Source organism: Frankia sp. AiPs1 (assembly GCF_023716945.1).
Taxonomy (GTDB): Bacteria; Actinomycetota; Actinomycetes; order Frankiales; family Frankiaceae; genus Frankia.
Genome location: NZ_JAMQQF010000004.1, coordinates 1 through 16,493, shown reverse-complemented (window position 1 = coordinate 16,493; position 16,493 = coordinate 1). Strand labels below are relative to the sequence as shown.

12 protein-coding genes, 2 tRNA genes, 1 pseudogene and 1 riboswitch are annotated in these 16,493 nt (G+C 71.8%); of the genes and pseudogenes, 9 read left to right on the top strand and 6 right to left on the bottom strand.

Annotated elements, in window-relative coordinates; genetic code table 11:
* Positions 1-110: 110 nt before the first annotated feature.
* Positions 111-1,436, bottom strand: coding sequence for a GAF domain-containing SpoIIE family protein phosphatase (locus tag ND748_RS01395; protein WP_251743484.1), 1,326 nt, complete (start codon positions 1,434-1,436; stop codon positions 111-113).
* Between the two features lie 725 nt (positions 1,437-2,161).
* Here ND748_RS01395 and ND748_RS01390 point away from each other — a divergent pair.
* From ND748_RS01390 to ND748_RS01380, 3 genes are all read left to right on the top strand, one after another.
* Positions 2,162-2,902: a GAF and ANTAR domain-containing protein gene (locus tag ND748_RS01390; RefSeq protein ID WP_251743482.1), complete on the top strand. Its 741-nt coding sequence runs from the start codon at positions 2,162-2,164 to the stop codon at positions 2,900-2,902.
* Positions 2,903-3,162: 260 nt separating this feature from the next.
* Positions 3,163-3,720, top strand: a complete 558-nt coding sequence (locus ND748_RS01385; RefSeq protein WP_251743481.1) for a hypothetical protein — start codon at positions 3,163-3,165, stop codon at positions 3,718-3,720.
* A 287-nt stretch (positions 3,721-4,007) separates the two neighbouring features.
* Complete coding sequence (locus ND748_RS01380; protein WP_251743479.1) at positions 4,008-5,051, top strand: nitroreductase; 1,044 nt, start codon at positions 4,008-4,010, stop codon at positions 5,049-5,051.
* Between the two features lie 91 nt (positions 5,052-5,142).
* Here the strand turns inward: ND748_RS01380 and ND748_RS01375 are convergent, their stop codons facing one another.
* From ND748_RS01375 to ND748_RS01360, 4 genes are all read right to left on the bottom strand, one after another.
* Positions 5,143-5,367: a type II toxin-antitoxin system HicA family toxin gene (locus ND748_RS01375; RefSeq protein WP_251743477.1), complete on the bottom strand. Its 225-nt coding sequence runs from the start codon at positions 5,365-5,367 to the stop codon at positions 5,143-5,145.
* Positions 5,367-5,573 carry a type II toxin-antitoxin system HicB family antitoxin gene (locus ND748_RS01370; RefSeq protein WP_131784330.1) on the bottom strand — a complete coding sequence of 69 codons (207 nt, stop codon included), beginning with the start codon at positions 5,571-5,573 and terminating at the stop codon, positions 5,367-5,369. Before ND748_RS01370 ends, ND748_RS01375 begins: the two co-directional genes overlap by 1 nt.
* A 599-nt stretch (positions 5,574-6,172) precedes the next feature.
* Positions 6,173-6,249, bottom strand: a tRNA-Phe gene (locus ND748_RS01365).
* A gap of 50 nt (positions 6,250-6,299) precedes the next feature.
* A tRNA-Asp gene (locus ND748_RS01360) sits at positions 6,300-6,374 on the bottom strand.
* Between the two features lie 638 nt (positions 6,375-7,012).
* Here ND748_RS01360 and ND748_RS01355 point away from each other — a divergent pair.
* The 3 genes from ND748_RS01355 to ND748_RS01345 all read left to right on the top strand — a co-directional run bounded on the left by ND748_RS01355 (position 7,013) and on the right by ND748_RS01345 (position 10,140).
* A complete protein-coding gene (locus tag ND748_RS01355) occupies positions 7,013-8,632 on the top strand; it encodes a FadR/GntR family transcriptional regulator (RefSeq protein WP_251743476.1) in 1,620 nt (539 codons plus the stop codon).
* Between the two features lie 168 nt (positions 8,633-8,800).
* Positions 8,801-9,397 carry a TetR/AcrR family transcriptional regulator gene (locus ND748_RS01350; protein ID WP_251743475.1) on the top strand — a complete coding sequence of 199 codons (597 nt, stop codon included), beginning with the start codon at positions 8,801-8,803 and terminating at the stop codon, positions 9,395-9,397.
* Positions 9,398-9,420: 23 nt separating this feature from the next.
* Complete coding sequence (locus tag ND748_RS01345; RefSeq protein ID WP_285901452.1) at positions 9,421-10,140, top strand: histidine phosphatase family protein; 720 nt, start codon at positions 9,421-9,423, stop codon at positions 10,138-10,140.
* Between the two features lie 111 nt (positions 10,141-10,251).
* Here ND748_RS01345 and ND748_RS01340 read toward each other — a convergent pair whose 3' ends face one another.
* Entirely contained in the window at positions 10,252-10,695 is a 444-nt protein-coding gene (locus tag ND748_RS01340) for a DUF3052 domain-containing protein (protein ID WP_285901451.1), read from the bottom strand.
* Between the two features lie 265 nt (positions 10,696-10,960).
* A riboswitch (S-adenosyl-L-homocysteine riboswitch) is annotated at positions 10,961-11,036 on the top strand.
* 14 nt (positions 11,037-11,050) lie between these two features.
* Here ND748_RS01340 and metH point away from each other — a divergent pair.
* The 3 genes and pseudogenes from metH to ND748_RS01325 form a co-directional block, all read left to right on the top strand.
* Positions 11,051-14,743 (top strand): methionine synthase, encoded by a 3,693-nt coding sequence (gene metH / locus ND748_RS01335; RefSeq protein ID WP_251743472.1) that lies wholly within the window; start codon positions 11,051-11,053, stop codon positions 14,741-14,743.
* A 286-nt stretch (positions 14,744-15,029) separates the two neighbouring features.
* Positions 15,030-15,464 carry an SRPBCC family protein gene (locus ND748_RS01330; RefSeq protein ID WP_251743471.1) on the top strand — a complete coding sequence of 145 codons (435 nt, stop codon included), beginning with the start codon at positions 15,030-15,032 and terminating at the stop codon, positions 15,462-15,464.
* A gap of 123 nt (positions 15,465-15,587) precedes the next feature.
* A pseudogene (locus tag ND748_RS01325) lies at positions 15,588-16,493 on the top strand (hypothetical protein); the annotation flags it as partial.

Here is a 16,493-nt window from a genome sequence, read left to right as displayed (position 1 = left end):
AGGTGGCGGTGGCCGCTGTCGCGTTGCCTGCACGTTGGCGGGCCACACGGTGGACGATCCGCGGGGCCGATCTTGATCGGGGCCAGCGGTCGGACGGCCACGGCAGCCGGCTAGCCGTCGGCGACGCGCAGGGCGAGGACGGCGATGTCGTCGGCGTGTGGGCCGCCGGTGAACGCAAGCACGTCGTCCTCGACGGCGTGGGCGAGGTCGTGCGCATCGAGCCGTCCGGTGTCGGCGAGGAGGCCGCGCAGCCGTTCCTCGCCGTACTCTTCGCGGCCTCGCCGGGCTTCGGTGACGCCGTCGGTGTAGAGCAGCAGGGTGTCGCCGGGCTTCAGCGACAGGCGGGTGTCGTGCAGGTCGGCTCGGTCGAACAGGCCGAGCGGCAGGCCGTGGTGCCCGACCGCGCGGACCGTGCCGTCGGAGCCCCGCAGCAGGGCGGGGGTGTGCCCGGCCGAGGCGAGGATGGCGTCGACGTGTCCCCGTCTGGGGAACAGCATGACGTAGGCGGCGGTGAGATAACGCTCGCTGTCGGGTCGCTGGGCCAGCAGCGCGGCGTTGAGCCGGGCGAGGACCCGGGCCGGGGAAATCTCGCGCACCGCGTCGGCGCGGATGGTGTACCTGGCCAGCGCCGTGACCGTCGCGGCCTCCACGCCGTGGCCACAGACGTCACCGATGACCGCGTCCCATCGTCCTCTGGGCCATCCACGCCCGCCCGGCCACTGACGGGCGAGGGGCCGGGGTCCTCTGTTCGTGAGGGGGCGGGGGCCGCCGATGTTCCGCGGCCCGGGGAACAGGTCGTAGAAGTCGCCGAGCACACCGAGCCCGTCCGCGGCGGGTAGGTAGCGCGCGGCGACCTGCATCCCGGGGACGCCGGGCAGGTGCGGGGGCAGCAGACTGTCCTGTAGGTAGCGGGAGCGGGCCGCGGTCTGCGCGGTCAGCGCGTTCAGCCGCTGGGTGTCGCAGGCCGCCCGGGCCATGTCGCCCCGCAGGTGGAATTCGCCCGCGGCCGCGTACGCGAGGCCGGCGACCGTTTCGCGGTCCCTGGCCGACCAGGCACGCGCGAGCGTGACCAGGACGCAGAACGAGCCGAGGGTGTCGCCCGCCGGGTCCTTCATGGGGTGGCAGATCCACGCTCTGACGCCTGCGGTGGCGACGTGCGGGTTGTCCCGGGTCCGCGGGTCGGTCCGCGCGTCCTCGACCACCAGCGGCATTCCGCCGTCCAGGACATCCAGGCAGAAGGCGTCCGCGAGCAGGCCAAGTGGCGACCCGGAGCTGGGTGACAGCCGCCCCGAGCCGGGTGCCGTGGGCAGGGCGACGAACGCGACCGGCCCGTCCAGCAGCGAGCTCGCCAACGCGGTGAGACGGCAGAACGGCCCGTCCGCACCGGCCGCCGTGGTGGGCGAGGATGCCTCGTTGATGAACGCTGGTACGGCCACCAGGCCTCGAGGTTCGTCCCCGGCTACCCCGACCTGTGCACGAGACCGCATGGGCCCTCGATTCAGTCGGTGAGGCATTGAGCGCTGCGCAGAACCCACCTGGGACCCGTCCGCCAGCACCGCGTGTGGCCTGTCCTGGAGACGGCCGGGGTCCTTCACGTGCTCCGGCGACGTCCGACGCTGGGAACAAGCAAGCACTTCTACGGGGTCGGATGCCGGCGCGAGGCACTGACGCAGCGCCGGGGGCGCGGCGCCTCCTCGGATTACTTGGCGACGCACAGCGAGGAAGGCTAGAGCGACCAGCACCACAGACGCGCCCAGGATGGCGCTGGGCGGGAGGAACATGGCGTGTCTCCACGGGAAGATCACCGTGAGGTCCGGCGGCGAGCGGTCCCGCTCCCGAGGCACGGCGTAGGCGCGGCGCTCCGGTCCCGAACTGGCTGATAGCCCAGCTCATAAAGCATGCACGCCTCAGGCAGCGGCTGTCAACGGCCGACATCCTCGATCTCAACCAGCGCCGGTGCGCGCAGCGTCGCGAGTAGCTGCCGGCTCGCGGCGGCCACATCGGTACGTGTCCGGGTCCACAGACCCGGTAGCGGCGTCGTGCCGCGCCCGGCCGTCATCACATTTCTGGGGCCTTGATCCTGGCGTCTGCCTGCAGATTCCCAGGGGGCTACCGTTTCAGGGGTGGCAGCATATGCGTCGCACAGCGGATCGGAGAGTCTGTGAACGACGACCTCGATGAAAGCTTGGCCGGGCTGTCGGGGCTGCTGACGGGCTACCAGCCGTTACAGGAGACGCTGGTCAATATCGCGGAGTTCGGGGTGCGGGCGATTCCCGGTGCGGAGGGTGCGGGCCTGACGATGCTCGAGGACGACCGGCCGCAGACGGTGGTGGCGAGCGCCGAGTTCGTGCGCGTGGTGGACGACGTGCAGTACGGGCTCGGCGAGGGGCCGTGCCTGCAGGCGGTCGCGTCGCGAACGACGCAGACGTCGGGCTCGCTGGGCGGGGAGGCCCGCTGGCCACGGTTCGGCCCGCGGGTCGGGCGGATGGGTGTGCACAGCGTGCTCTCGTTGCCGCTGCTGCTTCCCGACCGGGTGGTGGGCGCGATGAACGTCTACGCCCACGCGAAGAACGCGTTCGGTCCGGAGGCAGTCCGGATCGGGGAGCTGTTCGCCCGACCGGCGGCGGTGTCGGTGCACAACGCGCAGATCCTGGCTCAGTCGCACCGGTTGGCAGCGCAGCTGGAAGCGGCCATGACCAATCGGGCGGTCATCGATCAGGCGCTCGGGGTGATCATGAGTCGGACGGGAGTGACACCCGAGGAGGCGTTCGACCGGCTGCGGGCGATGAGCCAGTCCCAGCACGTCAAGGTCGCCGAGGTGGCCCGGGTGCTGGTGGAGGAGGCGGTCCGCCGTGCCCGCGCCCGAAAACCCGCTGCCGGGCCAGACGTCGCCTCGTACTGATCGCACTGCGGGACGTCGGTCAGCCATCACTGCCGAGGCGGACGGACGCGGAGGGGACTACGGTCGGGGAGGCGGATTGGCAGTCATCCGCAGCCTGCGCGACGCGGCGGGGCCGGACAGCTTCACCCATCCCGCCTCGGACGTCGCCTGGCACACTCAGTCCCGGATCACGACGAGCGGGTGTCGGCCTGCTAGCCGTGCCGCCAGACGTCGTCACTGGGCCGGGACCCGGCGCAATGTGCGCTTGTCAGGAGAGCACCGTGCAGGTCACCGCGGCAGTGGCCGAACACCTGCGACTCCTCCAGGGTGAAGACCTCAGCGGGGACGGCCTCGCGGCCGAGCTGAGTGCGCTCGGCCGGGACGTCGTTCTCGCGGTGCCGTCCTGCTTTGTTGTGACGATCACCCTCGCCTCGCTGGGGGGCGCGATCGACGTCAGGGCGGCCGACAGCGTCGCGGCGCCGGTCGCGGTGCTCGCCTCGCTGGCGGTGCCGCTGTCCGCTGTCGTCCCCGCCGCGGTCCTGGTCCTGCGTGCAGGGAAGCCCGGAGCGTTCGTGCGGCTGGCCGAGGATCTCGGCACGCTACTCGGGCCGAACCACCCGCCGCTCGCGGTGGACCAGCACCTGATCTGGCCAGCGGCCGTGAGCGGCGAGTCCTTCTGGACCTCGCTGGCCGAGCAACGCGTCGTCGACCAGGCAGTTGGGGCGCTCGTCGACCGGGGCCTACTGCCCGAGGCAGCTCGCGATGAGTTGCAGCGGCGGGCCAGCGACGCCCACACCGACGTCGCCACCGCGAGCCGGCGGCTACTGGCATCCCTGTGACCCGACCGACCCGGCCTGAGGCCGAGATCGTCGGCCAGTTGACAAGAAGGACGCCGGGCGCGCAATCTCAAGCGGCTGGGCTATCAGCCAGTTCGGAACCGAAGCGCCGCGCCTGCGCCGCGCCCGGGAGCGTTCTCGCTCGCCGCCGGACCTCACGGTGATCTCTCCCTGTGGGGACCCGCCATGCTCCGGTTGTCCGTCAACATTCCATCCGCCCACCGCGACGGCTCTCCCGGTCCCGGCGACGGTGGACGCCAGCTCCCGGCGACCTCCGACGGGTGGCCGACATGACCTCCACCCGCAGCGGCGTCGGCGAAGCCACGCAGCCGTCGGTCGAGGAGATCCAGCGGGCCGTCGCGCTCGCGGTGAGGGCCCCGTCGATCCACAACACCCAGCCGTGGCGGTTCGTGCTTACGGCGGACGCCCTCGAGCTGTGGGCCGACCGCCAGCGCCAGCTCGCCGCGGTCGACCCGGACGGCTGGGCGTTGCTGATCTCGTGCGGCGGCGCGCTGTACCTGGCCGGTCTGGGACTGTCGGCCGAGGGCTGGCGGACCACGACCGAACGGCTACCCGACTCGACCAGGCCCGACCTGCTGGCTCGCCTTCATTTCGACGGACGGCAGCCGGTGGACGGGAACGTCGACGAGGCGGTCGCGGCGGCCGGACGGCGCCGCACCGAGCGGCGGCCGTTTCGTCCTGGCGTCGTCTCGACCGACCTGCTACACGTCCTGCGTGCCGGTGTCGACGATCCCTCGCTGTACGCGTCCCTCGTGCTTCGGGCCGACGACCGGCTCAACCTCGCGGTCGCGATGTCCTGGGCCGACGACCTGGAAACGAACGACCCGGCGTACCGGGCGGAGTTGGCCACCTGGGTCCGGCCGGACGCGGCAGCCGCCGGCGAAGGCATCTCACCGACCGCCGTCCCGCGCACCTCACCCGGTCAGCCCCGCCACACCGACGTGCCGGTCCGCGACTTCGCGGCCGGCGACCCGACGTCCACTGCCATCAGGGGCGGCCAGGTGATCGACGAACAGCCGGCGTACGTGGTGCTGTTCAGCCTCGACGACGACGACGCCGCCCGACTGAGAGCGGGCGAGGCCTACGCCCGGCTGTCGGTGGACGCCGAGCGGTTGGGGCTGGCCACCTCCGCGATGACGCAGGCACTCGACCTGCCTGGAGTTCGCACCCGGGTCCGGACGCTCATGACCTGGCTCGACCACCCGCAGATGATCCTGCGGGTCGGCTGGCCACCGGCCGTCGACCCTGCCCCGCGGACACCCCGCCGACCGGTCGCCGCCGTACTGACCACGACCCGGTCGAACCTCGCCTGACACCGAACCGCCGCGGACCGATCGACGTCGGTCCGCGCCTCCGACGGTGTTGCTACACCCGCTGCTACACCTCCGGCCAACGGACCGCGGATCAAAGCATGGCGACGAACTCCTCGATCGACAGCCCTGTGTCACGAATGATCCGACGCAGTGTCCCGACCGGGAGGTCACGGCCCGGATGAACTGGTACGACTGTGAAGCGACCCTCGGCGTTCCTCATCATGTGGTGACTGCCTTTGGTGCGGATCACCTCGAAGCCGAGCTTCTCGAGGACCTTGACCACCTCCCCGCCAGGCAGGACGGGAAGTGGTGGCATCAGGCGACGTCCTGCACGATCGTCAGGACCGGTGGAACTCCCAGCTCCTCGATGACCAGACTGACGGCCTCGTAGAGATCCGCCACGGCGTCCTCGGGAGTGTCACCGAGCCCGTGCGCGCCACCGCTGGGGAACGAGGCATGGGCCGCCCAGGTGCCGTCCTCGGTCTGCTCCAGCTCGTACGGGATCTGGACCATCCGCTTCATGCCGCCGACTGTACGCGGCCAGCCCGCATGGTTCGGGGCCTCCGCGTGCTCCACTGGGCGGCTGCGGCGGGCATGTCGACGCTCCCCAACCATGGCGTCCGTCAGGGAGCAGGCGCCCACCACTCAGGCCACCGCACCAACACCGGTGCCACTCGGGCGGCGAGCAGTCCGAGACGTCCGCGCCGAGCCCGGCCGCCGACCCACCCTCCGCCTCGGCGACGATCTCCTTCAGCCGACTCTTCAGGCCCACTCGCCTGCGAAGCCACCTCTGGTCTGCCGGTCCGCGTGCTGAACCGGTTCCGGCGTCGATCCTGCTCGCCGGCGCGGAGCAGCATCCAGGCGAGAACCCGCGCTTCCTGCGAGGTGAGCGGTCAGAGGCCGCGCCCTGCCCCGCCGCCGTGAGTCCACGTTCCACCGAGGCCGCTCGGTGTAGCAACGACCCGATATGTTGCGGCGGAGGGTCGGGTCCGGCATTTAGACAGGTCAGCGGGGTATGTCCTGGACCGTCAGCCGCCTTGGGTTGCTACATCCGCTGCCACACGACGATCTTCAAATAGCAAAATTGATCTCAAAAGAGAGGCAAAAGGCCTGCTCAGAGGTGGTGGGCAGGGGCGGGGTCGAACCGCCGACCTTCCGCTTTTCAGGCGGACGCTCGTACCGACTGAGCTACCTGCCCCGGGTTGTGCAGAAACGTAGGGACCGAGATGACTCCCGGCCATACGAACGCGGTCCCGACGGGATTCGAACCCGCGACCTCCGCCTTGACAGGGCGGCGTGAACTCCAGACTTCACCACGGGACCATGTTCTTGCAACGATCTTCACTTGTCGTCCCGGCGGGCCGCGAGGTGCAGTCCGTCAGGATCTGGAGGTCATGCTACACGACGGCAGGCCGAGCGGAACCGGCTGGGGCGGTGGATTCTTGCCCAACGCTCCCAGCATCCAGGAACTCTCCAGGCGCTACCTGAGCACGACGCGCCGGACGGTCACGCCGGAGCCGCCAGAGCCGGGCGATCGGGTGCTCCGCTCGGCTGCGGCACACCTACGGGCTCGCCGGGCCACCCGTTCGAGCCATGACCGGGGCAGGGAGGACCACCGAGAGAGGCGATTGAGGGCCATCTCCGCCGGGCGGCAGGTCCTCCCCCACCGCCGGCCGATGTGCCCGGGATCTGGGCTTCAACCGCAGGTGGAGCGCCGGCGTCCCGGCCGTACGGGAGGCCGCGGACACCCCCGTACGGACTACCCAACGCGGCCGGCGCGTTCCGCAGGGCACTCCCGGGCGTGTCCCAGCACGCATATCCTTGGACATCCGAGCGTGTACGACGGCAGCCCGGGCGAGATGCCCGTTCCGCTCGCTGGCCCCGCCGAACCGGGGCCGGCCCGGTTCGGTACCGCGCCCTCCCGTCGGGTCATGCCCCATCCCGGGAGGAGGCCGACGGCGATGCCCTCCACGGACAGGCTCGTGGAGTCGGCGCGCGGCCCGGCCATCAGTGTCAGACATCCCCCGCGAGGCGACGCCCGTGGCAAGCTCGCCGCGCAGGTTGCCTGGCGGATCGAGGACGACATCGTCCGCGCGGGCTGGCCGGTCGGGGCGGTTATCGGCTCCGAGCCGACACTGATCGAGCGCTACAAGGTGAGTCGGGCGGTGTTCCGGGAGGCCGTGCGGATCGTCGAGCACCATCAGGTGGCGACGATGCGCCGGGGGCCGTCCGGGGGGCTCATCGTCCGCGCGCCGGACGAGGTGGCGGTGACGACCGCGCTCGGCGTCTATCTGGAGTACGTCGGCGTCTCCATCGAGTCGATCCTGCGGGCGCGGTTCATCATCGAGTCGCTGGCCGCCACCCTCGCCCCGGCGCGGATCACCGAGGACGGCATCCGCGACCTGCGCAAGATCATCGCCCGGCAGGAGACGGCGGACCCGACCGAGTTCGGCGCCCACCACCAGCTTCACCACGCGATCGCGGCGGCCACCGGCAACCCGGTGCTGGTGCTGTTCGTCGACGTCCTCAACTCCCTGACCTTCCGTTACGCCGCCCACCAGTACGCCACAACCCGCAACAGCGCCTCGCCCGCCCGCCGGACCCAGGGCACCGAGGAGGTGCACCGCAACCACGCCGCGATCGCCGAGGCCGTGATCGGCGGGGACGCCGCCCGCGCCCAGCACCTCGCGGCGGTGCACCTGGAGGCCATGTACGAGTGGATGACCGCGCCGACCGACGACGACGCCCCCGCCCCCGCCCCGGGCACGGACTCGGACTCGGACTCGGACTCAGCAGGAAGCGCCGGCGGGCGGCGGATCCGGCCCCGCGAATCGGGTCTGGGACCGGTCCCGGGACCAGGACCGGTCGGGACGATGCCGGCGGGCAAGCTCGCCGAGACGGTCGCGGGGCGCATCCGCGACGACGTGGCCCGCGACGGCGTCGCCGTGGGGGTGGTCATCGGTTCGGAGAGCGAACTGCTGGCCCGCTACGGGGTGAGCCGGGCGGTGCTGCGCGAGGCCGTCCGGCTGCTCGAATACCACTCGGTGGCCCAGATGCGTCGCGGCCCCGGCGGCGGCCTGGTCGTCACCGAGCCCGACCCGGCGGCGACCGTCGAGGCAACCGCGCTGTACCTGGAGTACAGCCAGGCCGGCGTCGACGATCTGCGGATCGTGCGCGACGCGCTGGAGCTGAGCTGCGTCGACATCCTCATCGAGCGCCGCGGGCCCGAGCTCACCGCCCGGCTTGAGGAACTGCTCGCCGCCGACGCCGGCGAGGCGCCCGGCGGCCCCGCCGACGCCGGGCACCACCTGCACATGGAGCTGGCCCGGCTGACCGGCAACGAGGCGCTGGCGTCGTTCGTCCGGGTGCTGACGGCGATCTGGCGGCGCCACGTCGACGGTTCCCGCCCCGCCCCGCCGGTCGGTAAGGACGAGTCGGCGGCCGGCGGGTGCGGTCAGGCCGTGTGCGACGCCCGGACCGCGCATCGGGCGATCATCGACGCCATCAACGCCGGCGACCGCGGGCTCGCCCGGCACCGGATGCGGCGTCACCTCGAGGCCCTCAGCGACTGGTCACGCTGAGACACCCACGTGCAATGCTCTGTTATGTCCCCGGTCCAGCGACTGATCCGCCTCCCAGCGGCGCCCGAGCACGCGTCTTTCACCGCGGCCCGTCCTGGCTCGACCGTTTCCCGGGGCCAGGCCCGCTGCGGCCTGATGTGCTCCAATGGTCCCGTGACGACGTCCGAGATGCGCAGGTCGGACGCGCGGCGCAACCACGAGCGGGTGGTCCGGGCCGCGGTCGAAGTGTTCTCGGAGCTCGGGCTGTCGGCGACCGTGCCGGACGTGGCCGCCCGAGCCGGGGTCGGTAAGGCGACCGTCTACCGCAACTTCCCCAGCCGTGACGAGCTGCTGACCGCCGTCGTCGAATGCCAGCTCCGGTGGTTCAACACGATCGCCGCGACCGCCCTGCACGACCCCGACGCGGCGACCGGCTTCGAGATGCTGATCACGAGCTGGTTCGACCGGATCGTCGCGAACCGGCTGGTCCAGGACGTGATGCGGATGCGGACCCTGGCCAGCGCGGAGATCCAGATCGACCACATCACCACCCTCGTCGACCAGGTGGTCGTCCGCGCGCAGCGGGCCGGCGTGGTGCGCCTCGACGTCACCCCCGCCGACCTGCGCACGATGATCAGCGGCTGCGCCCAGCGCCTGGTCGAGACCGGCCAGCAGGACATCGACAGCCGGCTGCGGTTCACCCGACTCATCCTCGACGCCTTCCGTCCGCCAGCCACTCCGGCCGCATCGGCCACACCGGCCGCACCGGCGGCACCGGCCGCGTGAGCAAGGGGACGGGCGTGGGGGGTCTGGTCGCCGAGCTGACGGCGGTGCGGCACGGGCAGAGCGTCGCGAATGTCGCCTTCCCGGCGGCGCGGGCGGCGGGACGGCTCGACGCGGGCGTGTCGGGCCGGGACGCCGACGTCGAGCTGACGGCGCTGGGGTGCGCGCAGGCCGCGGCGCTCGGCCGGGCGCTGGCCGCCGACCCGCCGATCATCCAACCCCCCGAGATCGTCGTCTGCTCTCCTTATCTACGCGCCCGCCGCACCTACGGGATCGCCGCCGAGGCGGCGGCCCGCGGCGGCCTGGCGCTGCCCGAGCCGTTGATCGACGACCGACTGGTGGACCGGCTGATGGGCCGGTTCGAGCTGATGACCAGGGCCGCGATCGAGGCCCGCTTCCCCGCCGAGGCCGAGCGCCGTCGGACGGCCGGGCAGTGGGACTACCGGCCGCCGGGCGGGGAGAACTTCCCCGACATCGCCCGCCGGCTCGGCTCGCTGCTGGCCGACCTGCACCGCGACCACGCCGACCGGCGGGTCCTCATCGTCGCGCACGACGCCGTCGTGGTCATGCTGCGCCAGCTCGTCGAGGGGCTGTCCTACGACGAGCTGGGCCGGATCGCCGCCGAGGGCGGGATCCGCAACGCCGGCATCACCCGCTTCACCCGCACCGGCGATCAGCTCACCCTCACCGAGTTCAACACGGCGACGCACCTCGCGGGCGTGATCGCACAGGAGCGCCTCGACTAGGCGGCCTGGTCGGGTGGGGCTGGCCTTTGGTGTGTGGGGTTCTGGTGTCACCCGATCCGGCCCCGGCAACCGTGCGGTTCCGCGGAACCGCACGGTGGCCGGGATAGCTGGTCAGCGGCGCTCGCGGCGCCAGACGACCTTGAGCCCGGACCAGTTCTCGTCCAGCGCGGCGACCTTGGTGTCGACCAGGCCACGCGGCAGGGCGACCTCGCGGATGAGGTTCTCGCTGACGTCGCTGCGATGACCGGCGGCCCGCCGGGGCCAGGCGATCCACAGCGCGCCCGCGGGTCGGATCGCCTCGGCGAACGCCGTCACGGCCGCGTGGACGTCGACCTCCCGCCGGCAGAACGCGACGCACATGTCGATCGCCGCCGGGCCACCGCCGTCGGGGGGCAGGTCGGTCAGGAGCACCGGCTCGACGCCCTCGGGCAGCCCCGGCACCGCCCACCCGGGCGGCGCGGCGAGGATCACGAGCCGGTGGCCCGACTTCACCCCCAGCTTGCGGGCCAGCGGTGTCCCGGAGTAGTCCGCTCGCCCGGCGAGGGCTGACCCCATCGCGCGCTCCCTCCCGTCGGCGTCACGCATCGAGACCTCGTCACGCATCGAGAACTCGTCACGCACCAAGAAACACCACATCAAGATCACGCGAGCGGTCGGGTCGGCCGCCCGGTCCCGGCCGGCGATGGTCCGCGCCACGTCCCGGACCCCGCGGACCGGCTGGGCGGCTCCCGGAACCCCGCGCAAGGCGGGGATCCCTGCGCCGACCTGCTACTACCCGAGCTGGCGCCAAGCGATCACGCGGGCACGGTATCGTCGTTGTCAGGTCGAGAGGCGCTGCAACGGACCGAGGTCCGCCACGCTCGACCCGCACCGGTCACCAAGGGCGCCTCCCACGACAGGGAGGTGTCTCATGGCTGGAACTGCTTCCGTCGGTGAGGTGGCGGGTCGCCCCGGTACCCGTGACAGCGCGGCCGCGCTGCGGGAACTGCTCGCGCGACGGGTAGTTGTTCTGGACGGCGCCTGGGGCACGATGCTGCAGAACGCCGGCCTCACCCCGGCGGACTACCGGCTTGACTCGCTGCGTGACCATCCCAAGGACGTGACCGGCGACCCGGACCTGCTGAACCTGACCCGGCCGGACGTCATCCTCGACGTGCACCGGCAGTACCTGGCCGCGGGCGCGGACATCACCACGACGAACACCTTCACCGCGACGAGCATCGGCCAGTCCGACTACGGTCTGGAGTCGCTGGTGCGGGAGATGAACCTGCGCGGCGCCCAGTTGGCCCGGCAGGCCGCGGACGAGGCGGGCGGACGGTTCGTCGCCGGCTCCATCGGCCCGCTCAACGTCACGCTGTCGCTGTCCCCGCGGGTCGAGGACCCGGCGTACCGGGCGGTGACCTTCGACCAGGTCCGCGCCGCCTACGCCGAGCAGATCCAGGCGCTGGCCGACGGCGGGGTCGATCTGCTGCTCATCGAGACGATCTTCGACACGCTGAACGCGAAGGCTGCGATCGCCGCAGCCCGCGAGGTCGCGCCGCAGCTACCGCTGTGGATCTCGGTGACGATCGTCGACCTGTCCGGGCGGACGTTGTCGGGGCAGACGGTCGAGGCGTTCTGGGACTCCATCGCCCACGCGAACCCGCTGGTCGTCGGCGTGAACTGCTCGCTGGGCGCCGAGGAGATGCGCCCGCACGTCGAGGCGCTGTCCCGCATCGCCGGCACCTACACCGCCTGCCATCCGAACGCCGGGCTGCCCAACGCCTTCGGCGGCTACGACCAGACGCCGGAGGAGGCCGGCCGGCTGATCGGCGAGTTCGCCGCCGCCGGCATGGTCAACATCGTCGGCGGCTGCTGCGGGACGACGCCGGCGCACATCGCCCGGATCGCCGCCGCCGTCGACGGAACGGCCCCCCGGCAGGTGCCGGCGCCCACGCCGCGGACCCGGTTCAGCGGCCTGGAGCCGTTCGAGATCGGCGCGGACACCGGCTTCGTCATGATCGGCGAGCGGACCAACGTCACCGGCTCGGCACGGTTCCGCCGCCTCGTCGAGGCCGACAACTACCAGGCCGCGGTCGACGTTGCCCTGGAGCAGGTCCGCGGCGGCGCGAACCTGCTCGACGTCAACATGGACGCCGACCTGCTCGAAAGCGAGCAGGCGATGACGACCTTCCTGAACCTGCTGGCCACCGAGCCCGAGGCCGCCCGCCTGCCAATCATGATCGACAGTTCCCGGTGGAGCGTGCTGGAGGCCGGGCTGCGCTGCGTGCAGGGCAAGGGTGTGGTCAACTCGATCAGCCTCAAGGAGGGCGAGGAGGTCTTCCTCGACCACGCCCGGCGCATCCGCGACTTCGGCGCCGGCGCCGTCGTCATGGCCTTCGACGAAAAGGGCCAGGCGGACACCACCGAGCGCAAGGTGGCGATCTGCGGGCGCGCCTACGACCTGCTCACGCAGCAGATCGGCTTCCCCGCCACCGACATCATCTTCGACCCGAACGTGCTCGCCGTGGCCACCGGCATCGCCGAGCACAACGGCTACGCCAAGGCGTTCATCGACGCACTTCCGCTGATCAAGCAGCGCTGCCCGGGTGTGCGGATCAGCGGCGGCATCTCGAACCTGTCGTTCTCCTTCCGCGGCAACGACGTCGTCCGCGAGGCGATGCACTCGGCGTTCCTGCTCCACGCGGTGCGCGCCGGGCTCGACATGGGCATCGTCAACGCCGGCCAGCTCGCCGTCTACGCCGACATTCCCGCCGACCTGCTCGAACTCGTCGAGGACGTGCTGTTCGACCGGCGCGCCGACGCCACCGACCGGCTCGTCGCCTTCGCCGAGACGGTCAACGGCAAGGGCACGCAGCGGGTCGTCGACCTGTCCTGGCGCGAGGCGCCGGTCGCGGCGCGGCTGTCCCACGCGCTCGTGCACGGCATCGTCGACTTCATCGAGGCCGACACGGAGGAGGCGCGGGCCCAGGCGGCGCGCCCCCTCGACGTGATCGAGGGCCCGCTGATGGACGGCATGAAGATCGTCGGCGACCTGTTCGGCTCGGGGAAGATGTTCCTGCCGCAGGTGGTCAAGAGCGCGCGGGTGATGAAGCGTTCGGTGGCCTACCTGGAGCCGTTCATGGAGGCCGAGAAGGCGCAGGCGGCGCTGGCCGACAGCGCCGCGGGCCGGCCGGCGGCCCGGCGCGGCAACGGGAAGGTCGTGCTCGCCACCGTCAAGGGCGACGTCCACGACATCGGCAAGAACATCGTCGGCGTCGTGCTCGGCTGCAACAACTACGAGGTGATCGACCTCGGCGTGATGGTCCCCGCCAAGGTCATCCTCGACACCGCCGTCGCCGAGGGCGCCGACGCGGTCGGCCTGTCCGGCCTGATCACGCCGTCGCTGGACGAGATGGTCGCGGTCGGTGCCGAGATGCAGCGCCGCGGGCTGACCCTGCCGCTGCTCATCGGCGGCGCCACCACCTCGCGCCAGCACACCGCGGTGCGCATCGCCCCGGCGTACGAGGCCACCACCGTCCACGTGATCGACGCCTCCCGGGTCGTCGGGGTCGTCTCGGATCTGCTCGACACCGAGCGGGCCGAGCAGCTCGACGTGCGCAACCGGGCCGAGCAGGCGCGCCTGCGCGAGCAGCACGAGAACCGCCGGGCGCAGCCGCTGCTCGGCCTGGCGCAGGCACGGGCCAACCGCGAGCAGGTCTCCTTCGACGAGCTGCCCGTCCCCGCCTTCACCGGGCGCCGCGTCGTCACGCCGGATCTCTCCGCGCTGCGCGAGATGATCGACTGGCAGTTCTTCTTCCTCGCCTGGGAGCTGAAGGGCAAGTTCCCCGCGATCCTCGACCAGCCGGTCGCCCGCGAGCTCTACGACGAGGCGAACGTGCTGCTCGACCAGATCATCAAGGATGGCAGCCTGCAGGCGAAGGGCGTCTACGGCTTCTGGCCCGCCTTCGCCGACGGCGACGACCTGGTGATCGAGGCCGGCGCGGTGGCGGGCGCCCGCGACGGCCGGCTGCGGGTGCCGATGCTGCGCCAGCAGACGGCGAAGCCCGCCGGCCGGCCCAACCGCAGCCTCGCCGACTACGTCGCGCCCGCCGGCGACCACCTCGGCGGGTTCGCCGTCGCGATCCACGGCGCAGCCAAGCTCGCCGCCGAGTTCGAGGCCGACCAGGACGACTACCGATCGATCATGGTGAAGGCGCTCGCGGACCGGCTCGCGGAGGCCTTCGCCGAACACATCCACCTGGCCGCGCGCCGCGAGTGGTTCGAACCGGACGCCGAGCCGAATCTGACGGATCTGCACGCGGAGCGCTTCCGCGGCATCCGTCCGGCGCTCGGCTACCCCGCCAGCCCCGACCACAGCGAGAAGCAGGCGCTGTTCGACCTGCTCGACGCCGGCCAGGCCGGCCTGGGCCTGACCGAGTCGTTCGCGATGACCCCGGCGTCGGCCGTCAGCGGGCTCATCTTCGCCCATCCCGACTCGAAGTACTTCACCGTGGGGCGCATCGGCCGGGATCAGGTCGAGGATTACGCCCGCCGGCGCGGCCTCGGCGTCGCCGACGTCGAGCGCTGGCTGCGCCCCAACCTCGCCTACGACCCCGCCTGAACAACCTTTCCCAACCGTAACCCTCGGCCCGACGCAAAAGCATGGCCGGGCCGAGGGTCAGGCGCGACGGATAATCCGAGGTCGCCGCACCGAGGCCGCCCTTACGCGCGTGACCGGTCGAGCACCCGCGATCGAAGAGAATTCCACACGTTCGGGTATTTTATGTTTACCGTTCCGCCCGGGCTCTTATACGTTCCGTTTCGCGTCAGGAAAGATCGGTCGTGCTGCCACGATTGGTCGCTGCCGAATCCCGTACGTACCCGGAATATGTGGAGGACCTGCCATTATGGCCGATCACGTCTCGTCCACGATCGTCATCAAGGCGCAGCCTGCGGCGATTCTGGCCGTCATCGCCGACATCAGCCGTTATCCCGACTGGTCGGAAGCGCTCACCTCGGCGGAGGTCATCGAGACCACGCCGGCCGGCCTGCCGGCGAAGGCCCGTTTCCAGGCGAAGACCACCTTCGGCAAGGAGGACTACGCCCTCGTCTACGACTGGGCCGGCCCGACCTCCGTCACCTGGACGATGCTCGAATCGGACCGGGTGCGCACGCTGGACGGCAGCTACACGCTGACCGACCTCGGCGACGGCAGCACCGAGGTGACCTACGACCTGACGGTCGAGCTGAAGGTGCCGATCCCCGGCCTGCTGCGCCGAAAGGCGGAGGACAAACTGGTCGAGTCCGCCCTGTACGACCTGAAGACCCAGGTCGAGCGGTAGCCCCGCCGCCAGCCCGCCGGTGGGCCCGCCGCCGACCCGCCGGTGGGCCCGCCCGATGAGGTGAAAGTGTGACCCCGGTGCCGTGGCGGCATCGGGGCCATCCCGACCGGGCATGTCCCGACGGTGCGCCGCCTCGACGTTTCCGCCGCAGCGGTGCGGCGTGGGCGGGCGTGGATCGCCCTGGCGCTGGGCATCGCGCTGCTGTGCTGGCCGGTGGCGGTCGTGGCGCTGACGACGAACCTGACGGTCCAGCGCGCCGGCTACTACCGGCAGGCCGTCGACGAGACCGACTTCTACCGTCGGCTCTACGACGAGGTGCTGGCCGACCCGGCGCTGGCCGGCGTCACCCGGGACCTGCTCGCCGGGCTGCCCGTCCCGCCGGACGTCGTCGTCGACAACCTGCGGTTGGTCGCGCCGGCCCCGGCGGTGCGCGGCGCCGTGGACAACCTCAGCGCCCAGGTGTCGGGCTATCTCGCCGGCCAGCGCCCGGCGCTGACGCTCAGCGTCGACCTGCGCCCGACGTTCGCGGCCATCGCGAAGCTCGCCACCATCTACCTGGCCGGGCAGGTGTCGGGCACGCCGACCTTCCAGGCTCACGACGTCGCCGCCGTCACCCAGGTGTTGGTCGGCGGCCTCGACCAGATGGCGCAGGGACGCCGGCCCGCCGGGATCCCGACGATGGACCTGACCGGCGAGCAGGCCGACCAGATCGGCTCCGTGCTGCTGGCCCGGCTCCCCGACGCCGGGCGGACCAGGGTCGGCGGCCAGGTCATCGGGCTGCTGCGGCAGGGGAAGGTGCCCGCCGCGCTCGCCGTGGTCGGGCCCATGCTGTTCCAGGGCGACGAGGCGGCCCTGGCCGACCTGCGCCGCCGGCTGGCCGGCGACCAGCTCGACCTGGGCACGCCGCTGGCCCGCGCGCACGAGTCGGCCGGCGTGGGCCTGCTGCACGTGCTCCACGACCTGGGCCGGTACGGCACGGTCACGCTGGGGGCGCTGTTCGCGGCCGTGGCCGTGCTGGCGGTCCTGCTC

Coding starts and splice junctions, on each gene's coding strand:
- ND748_RS01380 (WP_251743479.1), top strand. CDS start 4,008: ATGACCTCCACCCGCAGCGGCGTCGGCGAAGCCACGCAGCCGTCGGTC.
- ND748_RS01375 (WP_251743477.1), bottom strand. CDS start 5,367: ATGCCACCACTTCCCGTCCTGCCTGGCGGGGAGGTGGTCAAGGTCCTC.
- ND748_RS01370 (WP_131784330.1), bottom strand. CDS start 5,573: ATGAAGCGGATGGTCCAGATCCCGTACGAGCTGGAGCAGACCGAGGAC.
- ND748_RS01355 (WP_251743476.1), top strand. CDS start 7,013: ATGCCCTCCACGGACAGGCTCGTGGAGTCGGCGCGCGGCCCGGCCATC.
- ND748_RS01350 (WP_251743475.1), top strand. CDS start 8,801: ATGCGCAGGTCGGACGCGCGGCGCAACCACGAGCGGGTGGTCCGGGCC.
- ND748_RS01340 (WP_285901451.1), bottom strand. CDS start 10,695: ATGGGGTCAGCCCTCGCCGGGCGAGCGGACTACTCCGGGACACCGCTG.
- metH (WP_251743472.1), top strand. CDS start 11,051: ATGGCTGGAACTGCTTCCGTCGGTGAGGTGGCGGGTCGCCCCGGTACC.
- ND748_RS01330 (WP_251743471.1), top strand. CDS start 15,030: ATGGCCGATCACGTCTCGTCCACGATCGTCATCAAGGCGCAGCCTGCG.